The sequence below is a fragment of the Ruminiclostridium cellobioparum subsp. termitidis CT1112 genome, assembly GCF_000350485.1.
Taxonomy (GTDB): domain Bacteria; phylum Bacillota; class Clostridia; order Acetivibrionales; family DSM-1351; genus Ruminiclostridium; species Ruminiclostridium termitidis.
Genome location: NZ_AORV01000031.1, coordinates 19,799 through 36,048, shown reverse-complemented (window position 1 = coordinate 36,048; position 16,250 = coordinate 19,799). Strand labels below are relative to the sequence as shown.

Annotated in this window: 18 protein-coding genes; all 18 read left to right on the top strand. The window is 43.4% G+C overall.

Features of this window, described 5'->3' with window-relative positions; genetic code table 11:
* Positions 1-94 precede the first annotated feature (94 nt).
* The 18 genes from CTER_RS10770 to spoIIR all read left to right on the top strand — a co-directional run bounded on the left by CTER_RS10770 (position 95) and on the right by spoIIR (position 16,237).
* Positions 95-1,144 carry a polysaccharide pyruvyl transferase family protein gene (locus CTER_RS10770; protein WP_165585961.1) on the top strand — a complete coding sequence of 350 codons (1,050 nt, stop codon included), beginning with the start codon at positions 95-97 and terminating at the stop codon, positions 1,142-1,144.
* Between the two features lie 83 nt (positions 1,145-1,227).
* The gene (locus tag CTER_RS10765; RefSeq protein WP_131469416.1) at positions 1,228-2,724 is read left to right on the top strand and encodes a lipopolysaccharide biosynthesis protein; all 1,497 of its coding nucleotides are present in this window, start codon (positions 1,228-1,230) and stop codon (positions 2,722-2,724) included.
* Between the two features lie 58 nt (positions 2,725-2,782).
* On the top strand, positions 2,783-3,949 hold the full coding sequence (locus CTER_RS10760; protein ID WP_004625477.1) for a glycosyltransferase family 4 protein: 1,167 nt from the start codon (positions 2,783-2,785) through the stop codon (positions 3,947-3,949).
* On the top strand, positions 3,921-5,177 hold the full coding sequence (locus CTER_RS10755; protein WP_004625487.1) for a nucleotidyltransferase domain-containing protein: 1,257 nt from the start codon (positions 3,921-3,923) through the stop codon (positions 5,175-5,177). Before CTER_RS10760 ends, CTER_RS10755 begins: the two co-directional genes overlap by 29 nt.
* Positions 5,178-5,210: 33 nt before the next feature.
* The gene (locus tag CTER_RS10750; RefSeq protein ID WP_004625586.1) at positions 5,211-5,414 is read left to right on the top strand and encodes a hypothetical protein; all 204 of its coding nucleotides are present in this window, start codon (positions 5,211-5,213) and stop codon (positions 5,412-5,414) included.
* A 28-nt stretch (positions 5,415-5,442) separates the two neighbouring features.
* Positions 5,443-5,706, top strand: a complete 264-nt coding sequence (locus tag CTER_RS10745) for a PqqD family protein (RefSeq protein ID WP_004625498.1) — start codon at positions 5,443-5,445, stop codon at positions 5,704-5,706.
* Between the two features lie 17 nt (positions 5,707-5,723).
* Positions 5,724-6,842 (top strand): radical SAM protein, encoded by a 1,119-nt coding sequence (locus CTER_RS10740; protein WP_040760865.1) that lies wholly within the window; start codon positions 5,724-5,726, stop codon positions 6,840-6,842.
* A gap of 84 nt (positions 6,843-6,926) precedes the next feature.
* Positions 6,927-7,097: a hypothetical protein gene (locus tag CTER_RS28300; protein WP_004625587.1), complete on the top strand. Its 171-nt coding sequence runs from the start codon at positions 6,927-6,929 to the stop codon at positions 7,095-7,097.
* A 42-nt stretch (positions 7,098-7,139) separates the two neighbouring features.
* Positions 7,140-7,271, top strand: a complete 132-nt coding sequence (locus CTER_RS29060) for a hypothetical protein (protein ID WP_004625618.1) — start codon at positions 7,140-7,142, stop codon at positions 7,269-7,271.
* An 83-nt stretch (positions 7,272-7,354) separates the two neighbouring features.
* Complete coding sequence (locus tag CTER_RS10735) at positions 7,355-8,248, top strand: hypothetical protein (protein ID WP_004625515.1); 894 nt, start codon at positions 7,355-7,357, stop codon at positions 8,246-8,248.
* Positions 8,233-8,709 (top strand): S24/S26 family peptidase, encoded by a 477-nt coding sequence (locus CTER_RS10730; RefSeq protein WP_004625559.1) that lies wholly within the window; start codon positions 8,233-8,235, stop codon positions 8,707-8,709. The genes CTER_RS10735 and CTER_RS10730 overlap by 16 nt, the downstream gene beginning before the upstream one ends.
* 40 nt (positions 8,710-8,749) lie before the next feature.
* Positions 8,750-10,441: an ABC transporter ATP-binding protein gene (locus tag CTER_RS10725; protein ID WP_004625639.1), complete on the top strand. Its 1,692-nt coding sequence runs from the start codon at positions 8,750-8,752 to the stop codon at positions 10,439-10,441.
* 75 nt (positions 10,442-10,516) lie between these two features.
* Entirely contained in the window at positions 10,517-11,311 is a 795-nt protein-coding gene (locus CTER_RS10720) for a tyrosine-protein phosphatase (RefSeq protein WP_131469414.1), read from the top strand.
* Positions 11,312-11,352: 41 nt separating this feature from the next.
* On the top strand, positions 11,353-12,021 hold the full coding sequence (locus CTER_RS10715; protein ID WP_004625551.1) for a sugar transferase: 669 nt from the start codon (positions 11,353-11,355) through the stop codon (positions 12,019-12,021).
* Positions 12,022-12,155: 134 nt separating this feature from the next.
* On the top strand, positions 12,156-12,638 hold the full coding sequence (locus CTER_RS10710; RefSeq protein ID WP_004625602.1) for a hypothetical protein: 483 nt from the start codon (positions 12,156-12,158) through the stop codon (positions 12,636-12,638).
* Positions 12,639-12,744: 106 nt separating this feature from the next.
* Entirely contained in the window at positions 12,745-13,221 is a 477-nt protein-coding gene (locus CTER_RS10705; RefSeq protein WP_040760863.1) for a VanZ family protein, read from the top strand.
* Positions 13,222-13,593: 372 nt separating this feature from the next.
* Complete coding sequence (locus tag CTER_RS10700) at positions 13,594-15,198, top strand: CTP synthase (protein WP_004625653.1); 1,605 nt, start codon at positions 13,594-13,596, stop codon at positions 15,196-15,198.
* Positions 15,199-15,517: 319 nt separating this feature from the next.
* Positions 15,518-16,237, top strand: a complete 720-nt coding sequence (gene spoIIR, locus CTER_RS10695) for a stage II sporulation protein R (RefSeq protein WP_004625521.1) — start codon at positions 15,518-15,520, stop codon at positions 16,235-16,237.
* Positions 16,238-16,250 lie beyond the last annotated feature (13 nt).

Below are 16,250 nucleotides of genomic sequence, written 5' to 3'. Positions count from 1 at the left end.
AAAGCATAAGGGAAACATTATATATTGAACAGGGGTGACTGTCTTGAATATGACAAAAATAGTGCGAAAATTCATTCCGGAAGCATTTCGGCCCATGGCAAAAAAAATATTCAGGGGTTTGATAGGCCTGTATGGCTATTTTAAAAATTATCCGGCTTATAAAAGCAGAGAAGCCGGTAAAAAAATATACTTAATTGGGACTCCGGAACACTCCAACCTCGGAGATCATGCAATTGCAGCCGCCATCCTGGAGTTTCTGGAAAGGGAGCTGCCGGATTATCAGATATACGAGATTTCATTTGACATGTACAACAAGCATTGCAGGTGCATTAAAAAATTTATAAATAAGAAGGACGTTATTTTAATTAACGGCGGGGGGAGCATGGGGGTGGAATGGTTCTTTTATGAAGAACTGATCCGTCTTATCATAAAACAGTTCCCTCATAACAGGATAGTCATAATGCCCCAGACCATATTCTATGGTGACAGTGAATACGGAAGGCGTGAGTTCGAGAGATCCAGGGGGATATATTCCGCTCATGAGGACCTGCATATCATTGCACGGGAAAAGTATTCCTATGAAATAATGAAAAATGCATATCCCAACAACAGGGTTTATTTAAAACCGGATGCCGTACTTTATTTAAACAGAGCCGGTCCCCGGCTTAAACGGGACGGTATTTTGATCTGCCTGAGAAATGATGTTGAAAAAAGTCTCACCCAGGCCCAGTGTGCAGAACTCATTGAGAGCTGCAGGCAGTATACCGGTTCAATCAGATATACCGATACCATCAGCAGTTGTGAGCATATACCCCTGACCCGCCGGAACACCGAACTTGAAATGAAATTAAGTGAATTCAGAAGTTCCCGGCTTGTTATCACAGACCGGCTGCACGGAATGATTTTTTGTGCCATTACCGAAACGCCCTGTATTGCCCTCAGCAATTATAACCATAAGGTAAAGGGTGTTTATGAGTGGATCAGGGATTTGAATTACATCCGTTTTTTAGACGACTGCCGGGATGTAAAAAAGTATATTCCTGAATTGTATTCACTTCAAAACTGCAGTTATGATAATCAGCAGGTTAAATCCAGGTTCGCTCAGATTGCCATGCTGCTGGAGGATGGGAAGGTGGTTGTATAAACAGCTTTATCCGGAATAAGATAAAATACGGCAGCAATACGTCGGGAGAGACAAGAACCTTTAATTCAATGAGGAATATTTCGGTGGGGCTTGTCAACCAGGTATTGATAACCCTCCTCAATTTTATTTCAAGGACAATATTCATCAAAACCATGGGAGTGGAGTACCTTGGAATAAACGGACTGTTCAACAATATACTGACTGTGCTTTCACTGGCTGAGCTGGGCATCGGAAATGCCATAATGTATGCGCTCTACAAGCCCCTTAGCCGGGAGGACAGGCCAAAGGTTGCAGCCATAATGCAGTACTATAGGAAGCTGTATCTCATTGTCGCGGGGGTAGTTGCGGCTGCCGGGCTTATACTGGTGCCCTTCCTGCCCTTATTGGTCAATACTGAAAAGGCAATAGCGGATATAACAATATATTATGTTCTATATTTGTGTAATTCGGTATTCTCGTATCTATTCTCCTACAGGGCATCGATTGTCAATGCCGACCAGAAAATGTATATTACAAAGATTTATTACTTTGCCTTTTACGTAGTGCAGTTCATCCTGCAGTCGGTATTGCTTGTTGCCACTCACAGCTTTTTATATTATCTGGCGGCGCAGATACTGTGCACATTCGGCAATAATTATTTTCTTTCAAGGAAGGCAGTGAAGCTGTATCCATATATTACCGGCAGGGATGTTCTCGATAAAGATGAAAGGCGGGTCGTTTTCGATAATATCAAATCCCTTTTTCTCTATAAGCTGGGCGGGGTACTGCTTAACAATTCAACCAACATAATGATTTCCATAATGATAGGAACGGTTTGGGTGGGATATTACTCAAACTACGGTATGTATATCACCGCACTGTTATTATTTATCAATATAATATTTTCATCAATGAATGCCAGCATAGGAAACCTGAATATATCAGCAGAGCCTGAACACAAATGCAGTATTTTCAATGTTCTCAACTTCATTGCCTTCTGGATAACCGGCTTTTCGGCAATAGCACTTTTCATACTGTTCAACGATTTTATTACGGTGTGGATAGGCAGTGAATATATACTTGACAGGCTAACGGTGGGGGCCATAATACTTAATTTCTATATAATGGGGATAATCAATCCCGTTTGGATATTCAGGGACAGTGTGGGGCTTTTCAAACACACAAAATATGTATTCATGGTAACAGCGGCATTAAACATTGTAATATCGGTAATACTCGGCAGGCTGGCAGGTCTGGGGGGAATATTGCTGGCTGCTCCTGTATCCAGGCTGTGTACCAACTTCTGGTATGAGCCTTTGATGCTTTATAAAATATATTTTAAAAAGAAATCTGCGGATTATTTTAAAAAGCAGTTTATGTACCTCCTGATCATGGCTGTCTCGGGGGCAGCGGTATATATGCTTACAAAATGGAATACCCAGGTCACCCTGGCAGGATTTATTGTAAAAGTCCTGGTTTGCGGTCTGGTTCCGAACATTTTGTTCTGCGCCTTTTTGAGAAAAACAGCCGAATTCAGCTATATAAAACAAAACTATATAAGCAGGATTGTTAAAAAAATCAGCAAGCTGCGGCTGAACTGATTCAGAAGAGATAGCAGAAATTTATAACAAAAAGCAGGAGCAGAGGGAGAACAGGGAAATGAAAATAGCAATGATAGGACAAAAGGGGATTCCGTCAAGAGCCGGCGGGATAGAGATCCATGTGGAAGAAATCTCTAAAAGGCTGGCCTGCCTTGGTTATGAAGTGGAGGTCTATTGCAGGAAGAACTACTGTGATATGGCCCCAAAGAACAAAAAATATTGCGGAACTGCCTTGAAATTCACTCCATTTATCAATACAAAGCACCTGGATGCTATTACACATACTTTTACAGCTACCATACATGCATTATTGTCGGGCTGTGACATATTTCACTATCACGCTTTGGGCCCCTCCACCCTGTCATTCCTTCCGCGGATTTTCGGAAAAAAGGTTGTCTGCACCGTACATGGTTTGGACTGGCAGAGGGGGAAATGGGGAAGGCTTGCTTCGGCCTATCTCAAATTCGGTGAATATGCGGCAGCCAAATTCTCACATAAACTGATCAGCGTTTCGAAAAATCTGGCTAATTATTATAAGGAAAAATACGGGAAGGATGCGGTGTATATTCCTAACGGGGTTGAACGGCCCGATATGCTTAAACCCCTGATAATAAAAGAGAAATATGGGTTGGATTATAATGAATATATTTTATTTCTTGCCAGAATAGTTCCCGAAAAGGGTGCCCATTATCTGATAGAAGCATACAAAAGAGCGGATACCGATAAGAAACTGGTCATAGCCGGCGGGCTGAGCCACAGCAGTGACTATGGCAGGCAGCTGGAAGAGTTGAGCAGGGATAACGAAAATATAATATTCACGGGTTTTGTCAGAGACAGGGAATTGGCCGAGCTATACAGCAACGCTTATTTTTATGTGCTGCCTTCGGATGTGGAAGGGCTTCCCATCAGTCTTTTAGAGGCAATGAGCTACGGCTGCTGCTGCCTTGTAAGCGATATTACCGAAAATACGGATGTGATAGGGACAATGGGGTACAGTTTTGAGAAATCCCAGGTTGAAGATCTCTCAAGCAAAATAGACCTGCTCATAAAGGATAAAAGCAAAGTGGAAAATGTCAGGAAAAGGGCATCGGCCTATATCCTGCATAAATACAACTGGGACAGGATAGCTGTTGAAACCAAAAATATTTATAAAAGCTTGAGTAAAAGCGGCAAAAAAGCAGAGAGGAGGTTGCAGGGTGGAGGCAAATCACAAAATCTTAATTGAGCTGCTTTGGGCAGCTCTGACCGGGGGCGGTTTTAAAATTGATGATTGTCTTGAAAAGCACAAAATGGGATATGTCGACTGGAATGCTGTCTATCATGAAGCGGTGGCACATGGGGTCCACACCCTCATATATCCAGTTGTGAAAGAGCTGGAGCCTGAAAAAGGTCCGGGCCTGGATACCCTTGAAAAATGGCATATTGAAGCCATGGCTTGCGGAATCAAATCCTGTGTGGATGAACTGCGGACCGGAGAAGTATGCAGGGCTTTCGGCGAAGCCGGGATCGCAGCCATATTGTTGAAGGGCATGGCCATAAAAAATTGTTATCCTGACCCTGAATTGCGTACCATGGGAGATGTGGATATCCTGGTACATGAGGAGGACATGGAAAGGGCGTCGGAAGTACTGCTGCTGATGGGCTATAGAATCATCGACAGTACAAATACCAGGCATGTGGAATTTGCCGGGAGGAATACTGTGCCCATTGAACTGCACAGGCTTTTATCGGACTATGAATTTATTAAAAACAATGATCTATTCCATCAGGAGCTCTGGGAAAATCTGCTTGAAATATCTCTGGGCAATTCAAAAGCAAAAATACTGTCATGGGATATGCAAATCCTGCATATGTGCATACATATGGCCACCCATTTGATATATAAAGGTTTTGGCTTAAGGCAGCTCTGCGATTTTGTTGTGGTTTATCAGGCAAAGAAAGCTGTGATAGATTGGAAAGGGGTTCTCCGCAAGTCGGAAGAATACGGCATAAAGCAATTTCTGTTTGCTGTTTTCCAGGTTTGCAGCCGGTTTTTCAGGATTGATGTGCCTGAAGTTTTAAAGGGTGATGATATGACCCGGTGCAAACAGCTTGACAGCTTTGTCAAGGATATCCTCAAGGGCGGCGTATTCGGCCAGTATGATATGGACCGGGCTGCTGTAAATGCAGTCATCAGAAATACCGGCAAAAAAGAGAAGTGTTATAAGAACAGGGTCGTTAATGCATTCCTGCTTCTTTTCCCATCCCGTGCAAAACTGTCCCAAAGGCCCTATTACTCCTATTTAAAAGTACATCCATATCTTCTGCCCCTGGCCTGGTTGCAAAGAATATCCTATGGATTTCTGAGGAGGGATTTTGATTTTAAAACAAAAAAAGAAATATTTCTGGATGGAGATTTGGCCCAAACAGCCCGGGAGCGGAATGAGCTTTTGCTCTGGCTCAATTTAAAGTAAAAATTTATTTAGTATGGAAATGTGGAGGTAGCTATGAAAAGTTATGTAAAACCGGCATTTACATTTATTAAGCTCCGGACAGAGGAGGGAATAGCTTGTTCCGGATCTGACGATTCACACGGGGGTGGTTTTGATTATAAACCGCCTGTAGGTTGGGGAAATTCGCATGGGGGCTTCTTCTGGGGGGGACTGGGCAATTGGTTTGGAGGTTTCCTGGGCAGAGGAAACAGGAGATAGGAAATTTTCAGCAAAGGGAGGTTATGGTATGAAGGTTAAAAGCGGATTCATGCTGCGTGAGATAGCAGGCCAGGCGGTGGTTGTTCCTCTGGGGGAAAGAGTGGTTGAGTTCAACGGAATTATAACCTTGAGCGAAAGCGGAGCTTTCCTGTGGAACAAAATGGAGGAGGAGGTGTCGGAAAACGAGCTTGTGGAGCATATAACCGGTGAATATGACATTGATCCTGAGACTGCCAGAAAGGATATACGGGAATTTATAGACAGCATGAGATTCAGGGATTTAATTGATTAATAAATTAAACTGGGGGGATGAAAAGATTGTGTGCCGGTTGGGCTGAGATAAACAACAGAATTTCAATAAATGCAGCCGCAGGAGGAATACCCGTTTCTGCGGCTTTCGAACTGACCTCGAGATGCAACTTCAACTGTAAAATGTGTTATGTTTGCCACTCTCCCGGCAATAAAGCTGCAATTGCCACCGAGCTTGACGCAGGGGAATGGATAAGGATAGGTGAGCAAAGCAGGGATGCCGGGCTATTTTTGTTGACTTTAACGGGCGGGGAGGTGTTTTTAAGAAACGATTTTCAGGAGATATATGAGGCGTATTCCCGGATGGGCTTTAATATGACCATATACAGCAATGCCAGCCTCATAACTGCCGAGAAGGCAAAATGGCTTGGGATGATTCCACCTTCAAAGGTATGTGTATCAATTTACGGAGCATCTCCCGAAACCTATGAGAAAGTGACGGGGCATGGGGAAGGCTATGAAAAAACCATAAGGGGGATAGAGGCATTAAAGAATGAAAATATCATTGTGAGCGTCAGAACAACGGTTACACAGGACAATTTCAGGGAATTCGGACAGCTGAAGGCACTTGCCGAAAGCTTCGGAAGCGGCCTGGGAGTGGTGAACTATGTATCACCTGCAAGACCGGGGTGCGGCAATAACCCGTTGGAAACAAGGCTGACTCCCGAACAGACCGCTCAATATGAACTGGAAATAGAACAACAGAATGGGGAAATAAATATTGAAGTAAATCCCGAGACCCCGGAGCAGGGGCCGGCAAAGGCGGATGAAGGCCGGAAAAGCAGCGGTGAAACCGTAAAGTCGGCATTTAAATGCCAGGCCGGTAAATGCGGCTTCTGGATAAACTGGAAGGGGTATCTGACGCCCTGCGGACTGCTGGATATACCCTGTGAGAGGATAGGCGAGGAAGGTTTCGCGGCGGCCTGGGAAAGACTGAAAAAGGACTGCCTGGAGATTCCGGCCTGCAGGGAATGTCAGCAGTGCGATATCAGGGAGTACTGCATGTCCTGCCCGGCCAGATTGATGACAGAAACGGGTGCCTTTGATAAACCTGCAGCCTATCTGTGTGATACTGCCAGAAACAGGCTGCGGCTAAAGACCGGACTTGTGAGGCAGTAAGCAGGTATTGGGTTTTAAGCATGCAGGCCCTGCAATCTGCATATTATTGATAAGCCAATAAAAATATATCCGGGAGGTGAAGTCATGGGAAAATATGTTAAGCCCTTTTTAGAGTGCATAAGTTATAAAATCGAGGAGAGATTGGCCAACAGCTGTACCGGCAGCTGCCCTACCAACGAGGGTTGGGTTTTGAACCCGGTAACAGGAGAGTGGGAGCACCGTACCGATCTTGTTGCACTTAATTCCTCCAATTGACAACCGGTTACGTACAGACATTTATGAAATGGAGGTGAAGTGATGAAAAGCTACCAGAAACCGGTTATCAAGTTTTTTGATCTCCATACCGAAGAACTTTTGGCCAATCCGGGGAGTAAATGCTATGAGACCGGACAGTGTTCAAACCCTGTATGGACCGGCCTGCATCCCTGATACTGCTGTTAAGGAGGGGCTGTCCAAAAACGGGACCCCCCTCCGATTTGTTTTACCCATAAACCGTAAAGACGAGGAAGCATATGAAAACTGGTAATACATACAAAATTGCAGGTATCAATCTGGATATACGTGGTGACAACAAATACCTGCTCAACAGGTTAAAAATATTTGAGGACAGCAATCCCAACCGTATAGATTTATTTGCCGAAATCCGGAGATGCCATCATATTGAAAAACCCGAGGGACAAATTGTTATTGATGAATTTGTCAAATGGATGAAAAAGGATGATAATGGCGGTTTTCATGTATTCAGGCTGGATACGGCCGGCAGGGATATTATGGCCCATATGGATATAAATAAGGATTGGAGCCGTAATATAATCAGGTGCCTTGATATCAAATTTGATAAATCCGGGAATCAAGCAGAATTCGGAGATTGGATGGAATATTATTCATTCATGCTCATGGGTATAATTTTCAGGAACAGGCTTATAAACATGGGCGGAATAGTTATACATGCCTCATCCATAGCCTGGAGGGACAGGGGCATTTTATTTACCGCACCGTCCGGGACGGGGAAATCAACACATGTCCGCCTGTGGGAAAAGTACCTTGGGGATGAGGTAACTGTTGTCAATGACGATACACCGGCTGTCCGGTTTTTTGATGGAATTCCCACACTTTGCGGTACTCCGTGGAGTGGGTCCTCCGATAAATTTGCAAACCTTCAGGTACCTGTGGGAGCAATAGTGGTTTTGAGACAGGCTCCCCAAAACAGTATTTCAAAATTATCCCCCCTTGAGGCTCTGCCCTGCTTAATGCCAAGGGCTTTTCTGCCTTATTTTGACAGAGAACTTATGGAAAAGGCTTATTCGGTACTGGATATGATCCTGCAAAAGGTGCCTGTATATTTACTCACGTGTACGCCTGAAAAGAAAGCTATGGAGTTGGTTTATGAATGTGTGAAACACTGAAAGTCAAAGCCGGAGAAATATTCCCTGTTGTACAGGAGCTCATTCAAATGGGCAGTAAAGTCCGGATAACAGTAACCGGAATGAGCATGTACCCATTTCTGCGGGAAGAAAGGGACTGTGTGGAACTTGTGGGAACCAACTTCAAGGCTGTTGAAAAAGGCGATATAGTGCTGGTTCGCCGGGTTACGGGAGAATATGTTTTACACAGGGTGCAGCGAAAAAAAGCTAATACCTTCTTTATGATAGGCGATGCCCAGAGCTGGATTGAAGGACCGGTATTCCCGGAACAGCTGCTGGCAAAGGCCGGGTCGGTGAGGCGGAATGGGCGTGATATCAGCTGTGATCAGCCGGTATTTAAGCTTTTAGCATTGGCCTGGCTGAATATCATACCTGTCCGCCGGTATATTCTCAGGGTTATAAGAATTTTAGGAAATATAAAAAAGAAGGTAAAAAGAAGGTAAAAAGAAGGTAAAAAGAAGGTAAAAAGCAGAAGGTGTAAAATTGAGAATACATAAGGAATTTACAAAATTATTGGAGTATATCGCATGGATTGTGCGAAAATCAAAAAATTTTACCGGCAGTATAATATTAATAATTTTTCTTAATACAATCAGTGCTCTCAGTGGCGTACTGGTTGCAATACTCTCAAAAAATGTAATTGATACTGCCGTAGCCGGGATTTTATCCAGAACAGTTCTTTTTGCCGCACTTTTTGGAGGTATTGTAATTGCAAACCTGGCAGTCAGAGCCTTTACATCCATGATAACCGCCAGGACCCAGGAACAGCTGTCAAACAGTATGAGGCAGGCGCTTTTCAGCAGGGTGGTTTCCACACGGTGGCTTGAGCTGACCAGATATCACAGCGGAGATGTATTGACCAGATTGTCGAGTGACGTGGGCAATGTTGCGGTCTGCGTAATAAGCACTCTTCCGGGCATAATCTCGCTGGGATTCCAATTGGCGGCCGCATTTGCAACATTGCTTGTATATGAACCTGCCCTGGCCTTTTTAGCCTTCATACTGGGGCCGGTTACAGTCCTCCTCAGCAAAATTTTGGGCAAGAAGCTGAAGGACATTCATATAAAAGTTCAGGAGACCGAAAGCGCCTACAAATCTTTTATTCAGGAAGCAATTGAAAATATTCTGGTTGTAAAGACATTCTGTATGGAGAATAAAAGCCTAGAGAAAATAGGTGATCTTCATACAAACAGAATGCATTGGGTCATCCGGCGGAACCGCACCGGTGTGGCGGCAGGAACGGTGCTGGGCTTCGGGTACTGGGCAGGCTACTTTTCTGCTTTTTGCTGGGGGGCATATAAATTAAGTATCGGAGCAGCTACCTTTGGTACTTTAACTGCTTTTTTACAGCTGGTTCAACAGGTCCAGGGACCGTTCATCGGACTGTCGGGCACACTTCCGCAGGTTATTGCGGCCATAGGCTCGGCTTCCAGGCTCATGGAGCTTGAGGAGCTTCCCATGGAAGCTGCAGAGGTTAAAAAGCTGCCGGGCTGTACCGCGTTGGGGATTGTCTTTAAGGATGTCACTTATTCCTATCAGGGGAATAAACCCGTATTAAAAAATGTATCGGTCAGTATTAATCCCGGGGAGATAGTGGGACTGGTGGGACCCTCCGGAGAGGGCAAGACGACTTTTATAAGAGTGATATTGTCACTGGTAAGGCCGGATGCGGGAGAGGCTGCGTTTGTGGACTTGAACGGGCAGAGGATAAGCATTTCCGCGGCTGCCCGGGAGTATGTGTCATATGTTCCGCAGGGCAATACACTTTTCAGCGGGACTATTGCCGAAAATTTGACGGCAGGTTGGCCCGGAGCCACAAGGGAACAGATGGAATGTGCCCTGCAAGCCTCCTGTGCTCTGGATTTCATAAGTGAGCTGCCCGAAGGGCTGGCTACCGTAATAGGAGAGAAGGGTTTGGGGTTGTCGGAGGGGCAGGCCCAAAGGATTGCCATAGCCCGTGCAATGCTGAAAAAGAGCCCCGTTTTGATACTGGATGAAGCCACCTCCTCACTGGATATAAATTCCGAGAGGAAGGTGCTTCAAAGTATACGTGATATGCAGCCGGGGAGAACCTGTATAGTTATAACCCACAGGCCGGGTGCATTAAGTATCTGCTCACGGATCTTTAAGCTGAAGGACGGCAGACTGGCTGAAGAATTTAGAAAGCCTGATTGAACAGCCGCAGTGTGAGTGCTTAAATGCCCGGATTTATAAAATTTATCTGTAAAAATCAATTTTGAGATATGTTAAATGCGAAAGGATATGGTATTAATGATTGACGTGCATAGTCATATAATTTTTGGTGTTGATGATGGCCCTTCAAGCCTGGAACAGTCGGTGGAAATGCTTAAGGAAGCCGATAGTATAGGAATACGGACAATTGTTGCAACTCCTCATTTCCATGAAACAGTATACGAGCTTGAGCGGGTTGAAAATAATTATCAGGAGCTCCTGTACAGGGCAAAGGCTTATGATGTGGATATCAAACTTGCTTACGAAATATATGTTGAACAGGGGGAAAATTTCCATTTTATAAACCGGGTAAAGTCCGGCCTGAACAAATCAGGACTAATGCTCTTTGAATTTCCGTACCGGGTATCACCTGAGAAGTGTGTAGAAAGTGTTTATGAGTTGAATTTACATAAAATTGTTCCGGTAATTGCGCATATCGAAAGGAACAGAAGTCTTTTGAGGGACTTTGGAAGTGTTGTTTCTCTCATTAAGGCAGGTTCGTATATACAGGTGGATGCGGCCAGCATCCTCGGTGTTTACGGGAGAAAAGTAAAGGAATACACAAAGAAGCTTATCCGGATGAGGCTGGTTGATATGGTTGCCTCAAATGCCCACTGTGCCGAGGATTATTCAAAGTGGTATCTGGAGGCGTACAGTACCGTGGTGCGCTGGGCAGGCAAGGAGACTGCAGTTATGCTGTTTCACAGCAATGCGGAAAAGATTTTGGATGAAAACCACGATAATGTTTTTATTCCAAATATGAGCAAGCCTTACGACTGGAGAAATTCCGGCGCAGCTTTGCTTCAAAACTAGCAGCTGGAACAGGCACTTCTGTTTGAAAGGAAAAACAAAATATGAAAAATAATAAGTTTACAATTGAAAATATTGTTGAGAAAAGGGCATTGTTTGATAATGTGCCCTTTTATTATGAGCTTTTAAAGCGGAGCTTTGATATTATTGTCTCATTTACGGCACTTGTCCTTCTTTCATCTGTTTTCCTCACTGTTGCGGTATTTATCAAGCTGGATTCGGGAGGGCCTGTTTTATTCAGACAGAAAAGGAATGGCTTCAAAGGCCGGGTGTTTGAAATCTATAAATTCAGGTCAATGGTTGCCGATGCCGAAACAAAATTAGTTGAGCTGGAGGACAGGAACCAGGTGAGCGGCTTTGTATTCAAAGTGAGGAATGATCCCAGGGTTACAAGAGTGGGCAGGGTAATCAGAAAAACAAGCATAGATGAACTTCCGCAGCTGATAAACATATTGAAGGGGGATATGAGCTTTGTGGGCCCGAGACCCCCTATCGAGAAGGAAGTGCAGCAGTATGAAAGCTGGCACAATCTGAGGTTGTCGGTAAGACCCGGACTCACAGGCTTGTGGCAGGTAAGCGGAAGGAACAGCATAGGCTTTGAGGACATGTGCAGGATGGACTTGAAATATATACGTGAAAGATGTCTTCTGTACGACCTTAAAATAATATTGAGAACCATTCCAGTACTGCTGGGAGACAGCAAGGCGTTCTGATACAAGGTAGTCTGACGGGCATACGCTGATAAATTACCAAAGTCAATTACGGCTGAAAGCCGATAGTAATTGACTTTGAATATATGCTATAATATTAATAAATAAAATCTCGCAGAAAAAGAAAAAGGTAAGGTATGAAAAAAATTATTGCGGTAACTCTGGTAATTCTGCTTGCAGCAGCTCTGGGTATTTTTGCAGGGCTGTACTATATCGGGAATAAAATAGTTGATGAGACCATAGATGAAGGTATTTCCCTGCTGGAGGACATTGGTCCGGAACTGGGAGATATGGATGGAGATGTTTCGAAATCTCCCGCTGCTTCAGAGGGTTCAGGTACCGGAACGGCAAAAGCCGACGACGAACAAAAAAACCCATTATCGGCTGAAAAGCTGAATGAAGTAAAGAAAAAAATTACGGCACAGGATAAAATGACTGCGGCTGCAATAGTCATGTCGAAATTCTCGACCGGTGACATTAAGGAATTGAAGGATATGCTGGCAGGCGGCTTCACTGAAGAGGAAAAGGAAAAAGCCCAGAAGATGGCTTTGGATAAGTTTACAAGTGAAGATATTGAAAAATTTAAAGAAATGTACAATAAATATATGCTTGAAAAATAGAATGAATTAAAAAGCAACTTATTTTATTAATTGACAGTTAAATGTGCTATAATAAAAACATATGATTTTTATCATATGTTTTTTATTTAACGGGGTATACGGCATAATGAATAAAAAGTTTATAATAACAATTTCATGGGTATTGGTTTTCCTCTGGATGCTGATAATATTCAGGCTGTCTTCGCAGGTGGCCGAGGATTCAAACGGCCTGAGCCTTGGCATAACAGGTCTGATACAAAAGACCCTGGAGAAAATTGTGCAAACGGATTCGGGAAGATTAAACCATCTGGTCAGGAAAGGAGCACATTTCAGTGCTTATATGCTCCTGGCGGTTCTGGCCTCCAATGCGGTTCGCCAAAGCGGTATCAGGGGAGTGAAAGGCCTTGCCGCAGCACTTGGCATATGTGTCTTGTATGCCGCGAGTGATGAGATCCACCAGCTTTTTGTGGCCGGCAGGAGCGGACAGCCTCTGGATGTGCTGATAGACAGCCTTGGAGCCTGTGTGGGAATAGGAATTTTTACTCTTGTAAAGCACTGCCGTTTGGGTAAAAATAGTAGACGGTTAAATAAACAAAGTACTTGATGCTTTCAGATATTTTAAGGTATAATAATCTATGGAGATAAAAATATGGAAAATCACTTATTTATTTTAAAGGAATTGCCATTAGATAAATATAGAAAAAAGCCTGTTTCAATAGCTGATTATAAGAGGGGATAGTCCCCTCTTTTTTAATGTTGAAGCACACTGCAATTTTAGAAAAATTGTCTTAAATTAGTGATTTAAATTTGTAGAAATTAGCTCAAAATAAATCTGACTTATATATTGACCTTTGGTATGTCAATATATAAAATATAACGAGGTGAGCACCAAGGAATAATTCAACATTCCTAAAATATAATTTTTTTTGCATTTCTATATATTGTATCGTATGAACATGTCGAGAGGAGTAAAACAATGTCAGTAAAGTATATCTTCGTAACTGGTGGTGTGGTTTCCGGATTAGGCAAGGGAATTACAGCGGCATCGTTGGGAAGGCTTTTAAAAGCAAGAGGTGTGCATGTAACAATTCAAAAATTTGACCCGTATATAAATGTTGACCCTGGCACAATGAGTCCATATCAGCATGGAGAGGTTTTCGTCACTGAAGACGGAGCTGAAACGGACCTGGACCTGGGGCATTACGAGAGATTTATCGATGAAAATCTCAGTAAAAACAGCAATGTGACTACCGGAAAAATATATTGGTCGGTCATCAGCAAAGAGAGAAAAGGTGACTTCCTCGGAGGCACGGTTCAGGTAATACCCCACATTACAAATGAAATAAAGGAAAGAATTTATAGAGTAGGCAAGTCAGAGAGAACAGATGTTGTAATCACCGAAATAGGAGGAACTGTCGGTGATATTGAAAGTCTCCCGTTCCTCGAAGCAATCAGACAGGTATCCACAGAAATTGGCAGAGAAAATGTAATGTACATTCATGTTACCCTGGTTCCATTCCTGGGTAAGTCAGGTGAACTCAAAACAAAACCCACCCAGCACAGTGTAAAAGAATTGATCAGCCTGGGAATTCAACCCGACGTAATAGTTTGCAGAACTGAAAAGTTCCTTTCACAGGATTTGAAGGATAAAATAGCATTTTTCTGTAATCTTCCGGGCGGCGCTGTCGTTCAGAATCTCGATGCCGAGGTATTGTATGAAGTTCCCTTAATGCTCGAAAAAGAAGGACTTGCCAAAACAGTCTGCAGGAGATTGGGACTTAACTGCAATGAACCTGATCTTTCCGAGTGGGAAGAGATGGTCAGCAGGCAGAAGAACCCCAAAGGTTCGGTGACAATAGCCCTCGTCGGCAAATATGTTGAATTGCATGATGCATATCTCAGTGTGGCAGAATCATTGAGACATGGCGGAATTGGAAATGATCTGGAAGTTGAAATAAAATGGGTGAACTCAGAGGAGCTTGAAAGTGCCGACGTCAACGATTATCTCAGAGGAGTTGACGGGATACTTGTTCCCGGAGGCTTTGGAGACAGGGGTATAGAAGGAAAGATACTGGCCATAACCTACGCAAGGGAAAATAAGATTCCTTTCTTTGGAATATGCCTTGGCATGCAGATGGCAGTTGTTGAGTTTGCAAGGAATGCCGCAGGTTTGCATGATGCCAACAGTTCGGAATTCGGTGAAACACCATATCCAGTCATAGACTTGATGCCTGAACAGCGTGATATCGACGAAATGGGAGGTACCATGAGACTTGGTGTCTATCCCTGCAAAATCAATGATGGCACCATGATACAGAGGATTTATGCAGATGAGTTGATATATGAAAGACACAGGCACAGGTACGAGTTCAACAATGAATACCGTGACATATTGACTGAGGGCGGTATGGTATTGTCGGGACTTTCGCCGAGCGGAAAGCTTGTGGAAACAATTGAGCTCAAGGATCATCCCTGGTTCGTGGGAGTGCAGTTCCATCCGGAATTCAAATCCAGACCGAACAAGCCCCATCCTCTTTTCAGGGATTTCATCAGAGCGGCATACGAGTATAAAAGCAGATAAATTTAATAATTTTCAATAAAAAACGATCAGGCGGCTTCCAGGGCCGCCTGATCGTTTTTTATGTCAAAATGTGCGTCATTACAGTCATAAATTGTAGGGTCCACCAAAATTATCCCATGGATATGGCCCTGAATTAAAAAGTTCATAAATTGTATAAAAAATCGTATTACTGACAATAATTATACATGAAACCTTATTTACTAAATATTGATAGGAATAAAAACTGATTGAATATAAACGAATATTTGATCAATGAATTGGGGACGGCGATGCTCAACGGTAATATCACCGGTGAAAATCGCAACAGGAGGGGAAAATTATGAGTAAGGGACTTTTATATTTAAAACCAGTAACTACCACCGGCCAGAAGATGGCAAACATCATTAAAATATCCATAGCCGTGCTTCTTTTGGTAGTTCTTGCGGCATGGATAATTTCATACACTTACGCCGAAGATGTAAATGCAGGGCTTTCGCAAAATTTAGTCAGACTTCATGTGGTTGCCAATAGTGATTCCGCTCCGGATCAGGCCTTAAAGCTGAAAGTCCGGGATGCCATTATAGAGTTTATGAAGGACAAGCTGGCAAATTCGAAGGATATTAATGAAACCAGGGCAATAATAAACGCCAACCTGGAAAATATTGAACAGGTATCCTCAAAAATTATTAAAGAGAATAATAGCAGCTATGGTGTCAAGGCATCCATGGGAAACTATTCTTTTCCGACAAAGACATATGGTGATATAGCGCTTCCGGCAGGAGAGTACCAGGCACTGAAAGTCGTTATAGGAGACGGTGCCGGTGCCAACTGGTGGTGTGTGCTGTTCCCGCCGCTGTGTTTTATAGATGCAACCCACGGGACCATACCCGATTCGGTAAAGCAGGATTTAAAGACTTCTCTGTCTGCTGAAGAGTTCAAGCTGATTACAACGTCAGACAGCAGTGAAGATATTCCCGTTAAAATAAAGTTCAAGGTTGTGGAACTTTTTGAGGGATCTAAAGTTAAGGTAACAGGTGCAGTAAATAAAATGTTCAAATAAACTGATGCAATGT

Coding starts and splice junctions, on each gene's coding strand:
- CTER_RS10735 (WP_004625515.1), top strand. CDS start 7,355: ATGAAAACTGGTAATACATACAAAATTGCAGGTATCAATCTGGATATA.
- spoIIR (WP_004625521.1), top strand. CDS start 15,518: ATGAGTAAGGGACTTTTATATTTAAAACCAGTAACTACCACCGGCCAG.
- CTER_RS10740 (WP_040760865.1), top strand. CDS start 5,724: ATGAAAAGATTGTGTGCCGGTTGGGCTGAGATAAACAACAGAATTTCA.
- CTER_RS28300 (WP_004625587.1), top strand. CDS start 6,927: ATGGGAAAATATGTTAAGCCCTTTTTAGAGTGCATAAGTTATAAAATC.
- CTER_RS10705 (WP_040760863.1), top strand. CDS start 12,745: ATGAATAAAAAGTTTATAATAACAATTTCATGGGTATTGGTTTTCCTC.
- CTER_RS29060 (WP_004625618.1), top strand. CDS start 7,140: ATGAAAAGCTACCAGAAACCGGTTATCAAGTTTTTTGATCTCCATACC.
- CTER_RS10700 (WP_004625653.1), top strand. CDS start 13,594: ATGTCAGTAAAGTATATCTTCGTAACTGGTGGTGTGGTTTCCGGATTA.
- CTER_RS10750 (WP_004625586.1), top strand. CDS start 5,211: ATGAAAAGTTATGTAAAACCGGCATTTACATTTATTAAGCTCCGGACA.
- CTER_RS10730 (WP_004625559.1), top strand. CDS start 8,233: ATGTGTGAAACACTGAAAGTCAAAGCCGGAGAAATATTCCCTGTTGTA.
- CTER_RS10710 (WP_004625602.1), top strand. CDS start 12,156: ATGAAAAAAATTATTGCGGTAACTCTGGTAATTCTGCTTGCAGCAGCT.
- CTER_RS10760 (WP_004625477.1), top strand. CDS start 2,783: ATGAAAATAGCAATGATAGGACAAAAGGGGATTCCGTCAAGAGCCGGC.
- CTER_RS10745 (WP_004625498.1), top strand. CDS start 5,443: ATGAAGGTTAAAAGCGGATTCATGCTGCGTGAGATAGCAGGCCAGGCG.
- CTER_RS10770 (WP_165585961.1), top strand. CDS start 95: ATGGCAAAAAAAATATTCAGGGGTTTGATAGGCCTGTATGGCTATTTT.
- CTER_RS10720 (WP_131469414.1), top strand. CDS start 10,517: ATGCGAAAGGATATGGTATTAATGATTGACGTGCATAGTCATATAATT.
- CTER_RS10715 (WP_004625551.1), top strand. CDS start 11,353: ATGAAAAATAATAAGTTTACAATTGAAAATATTGTTGAGAAAAGGGCA.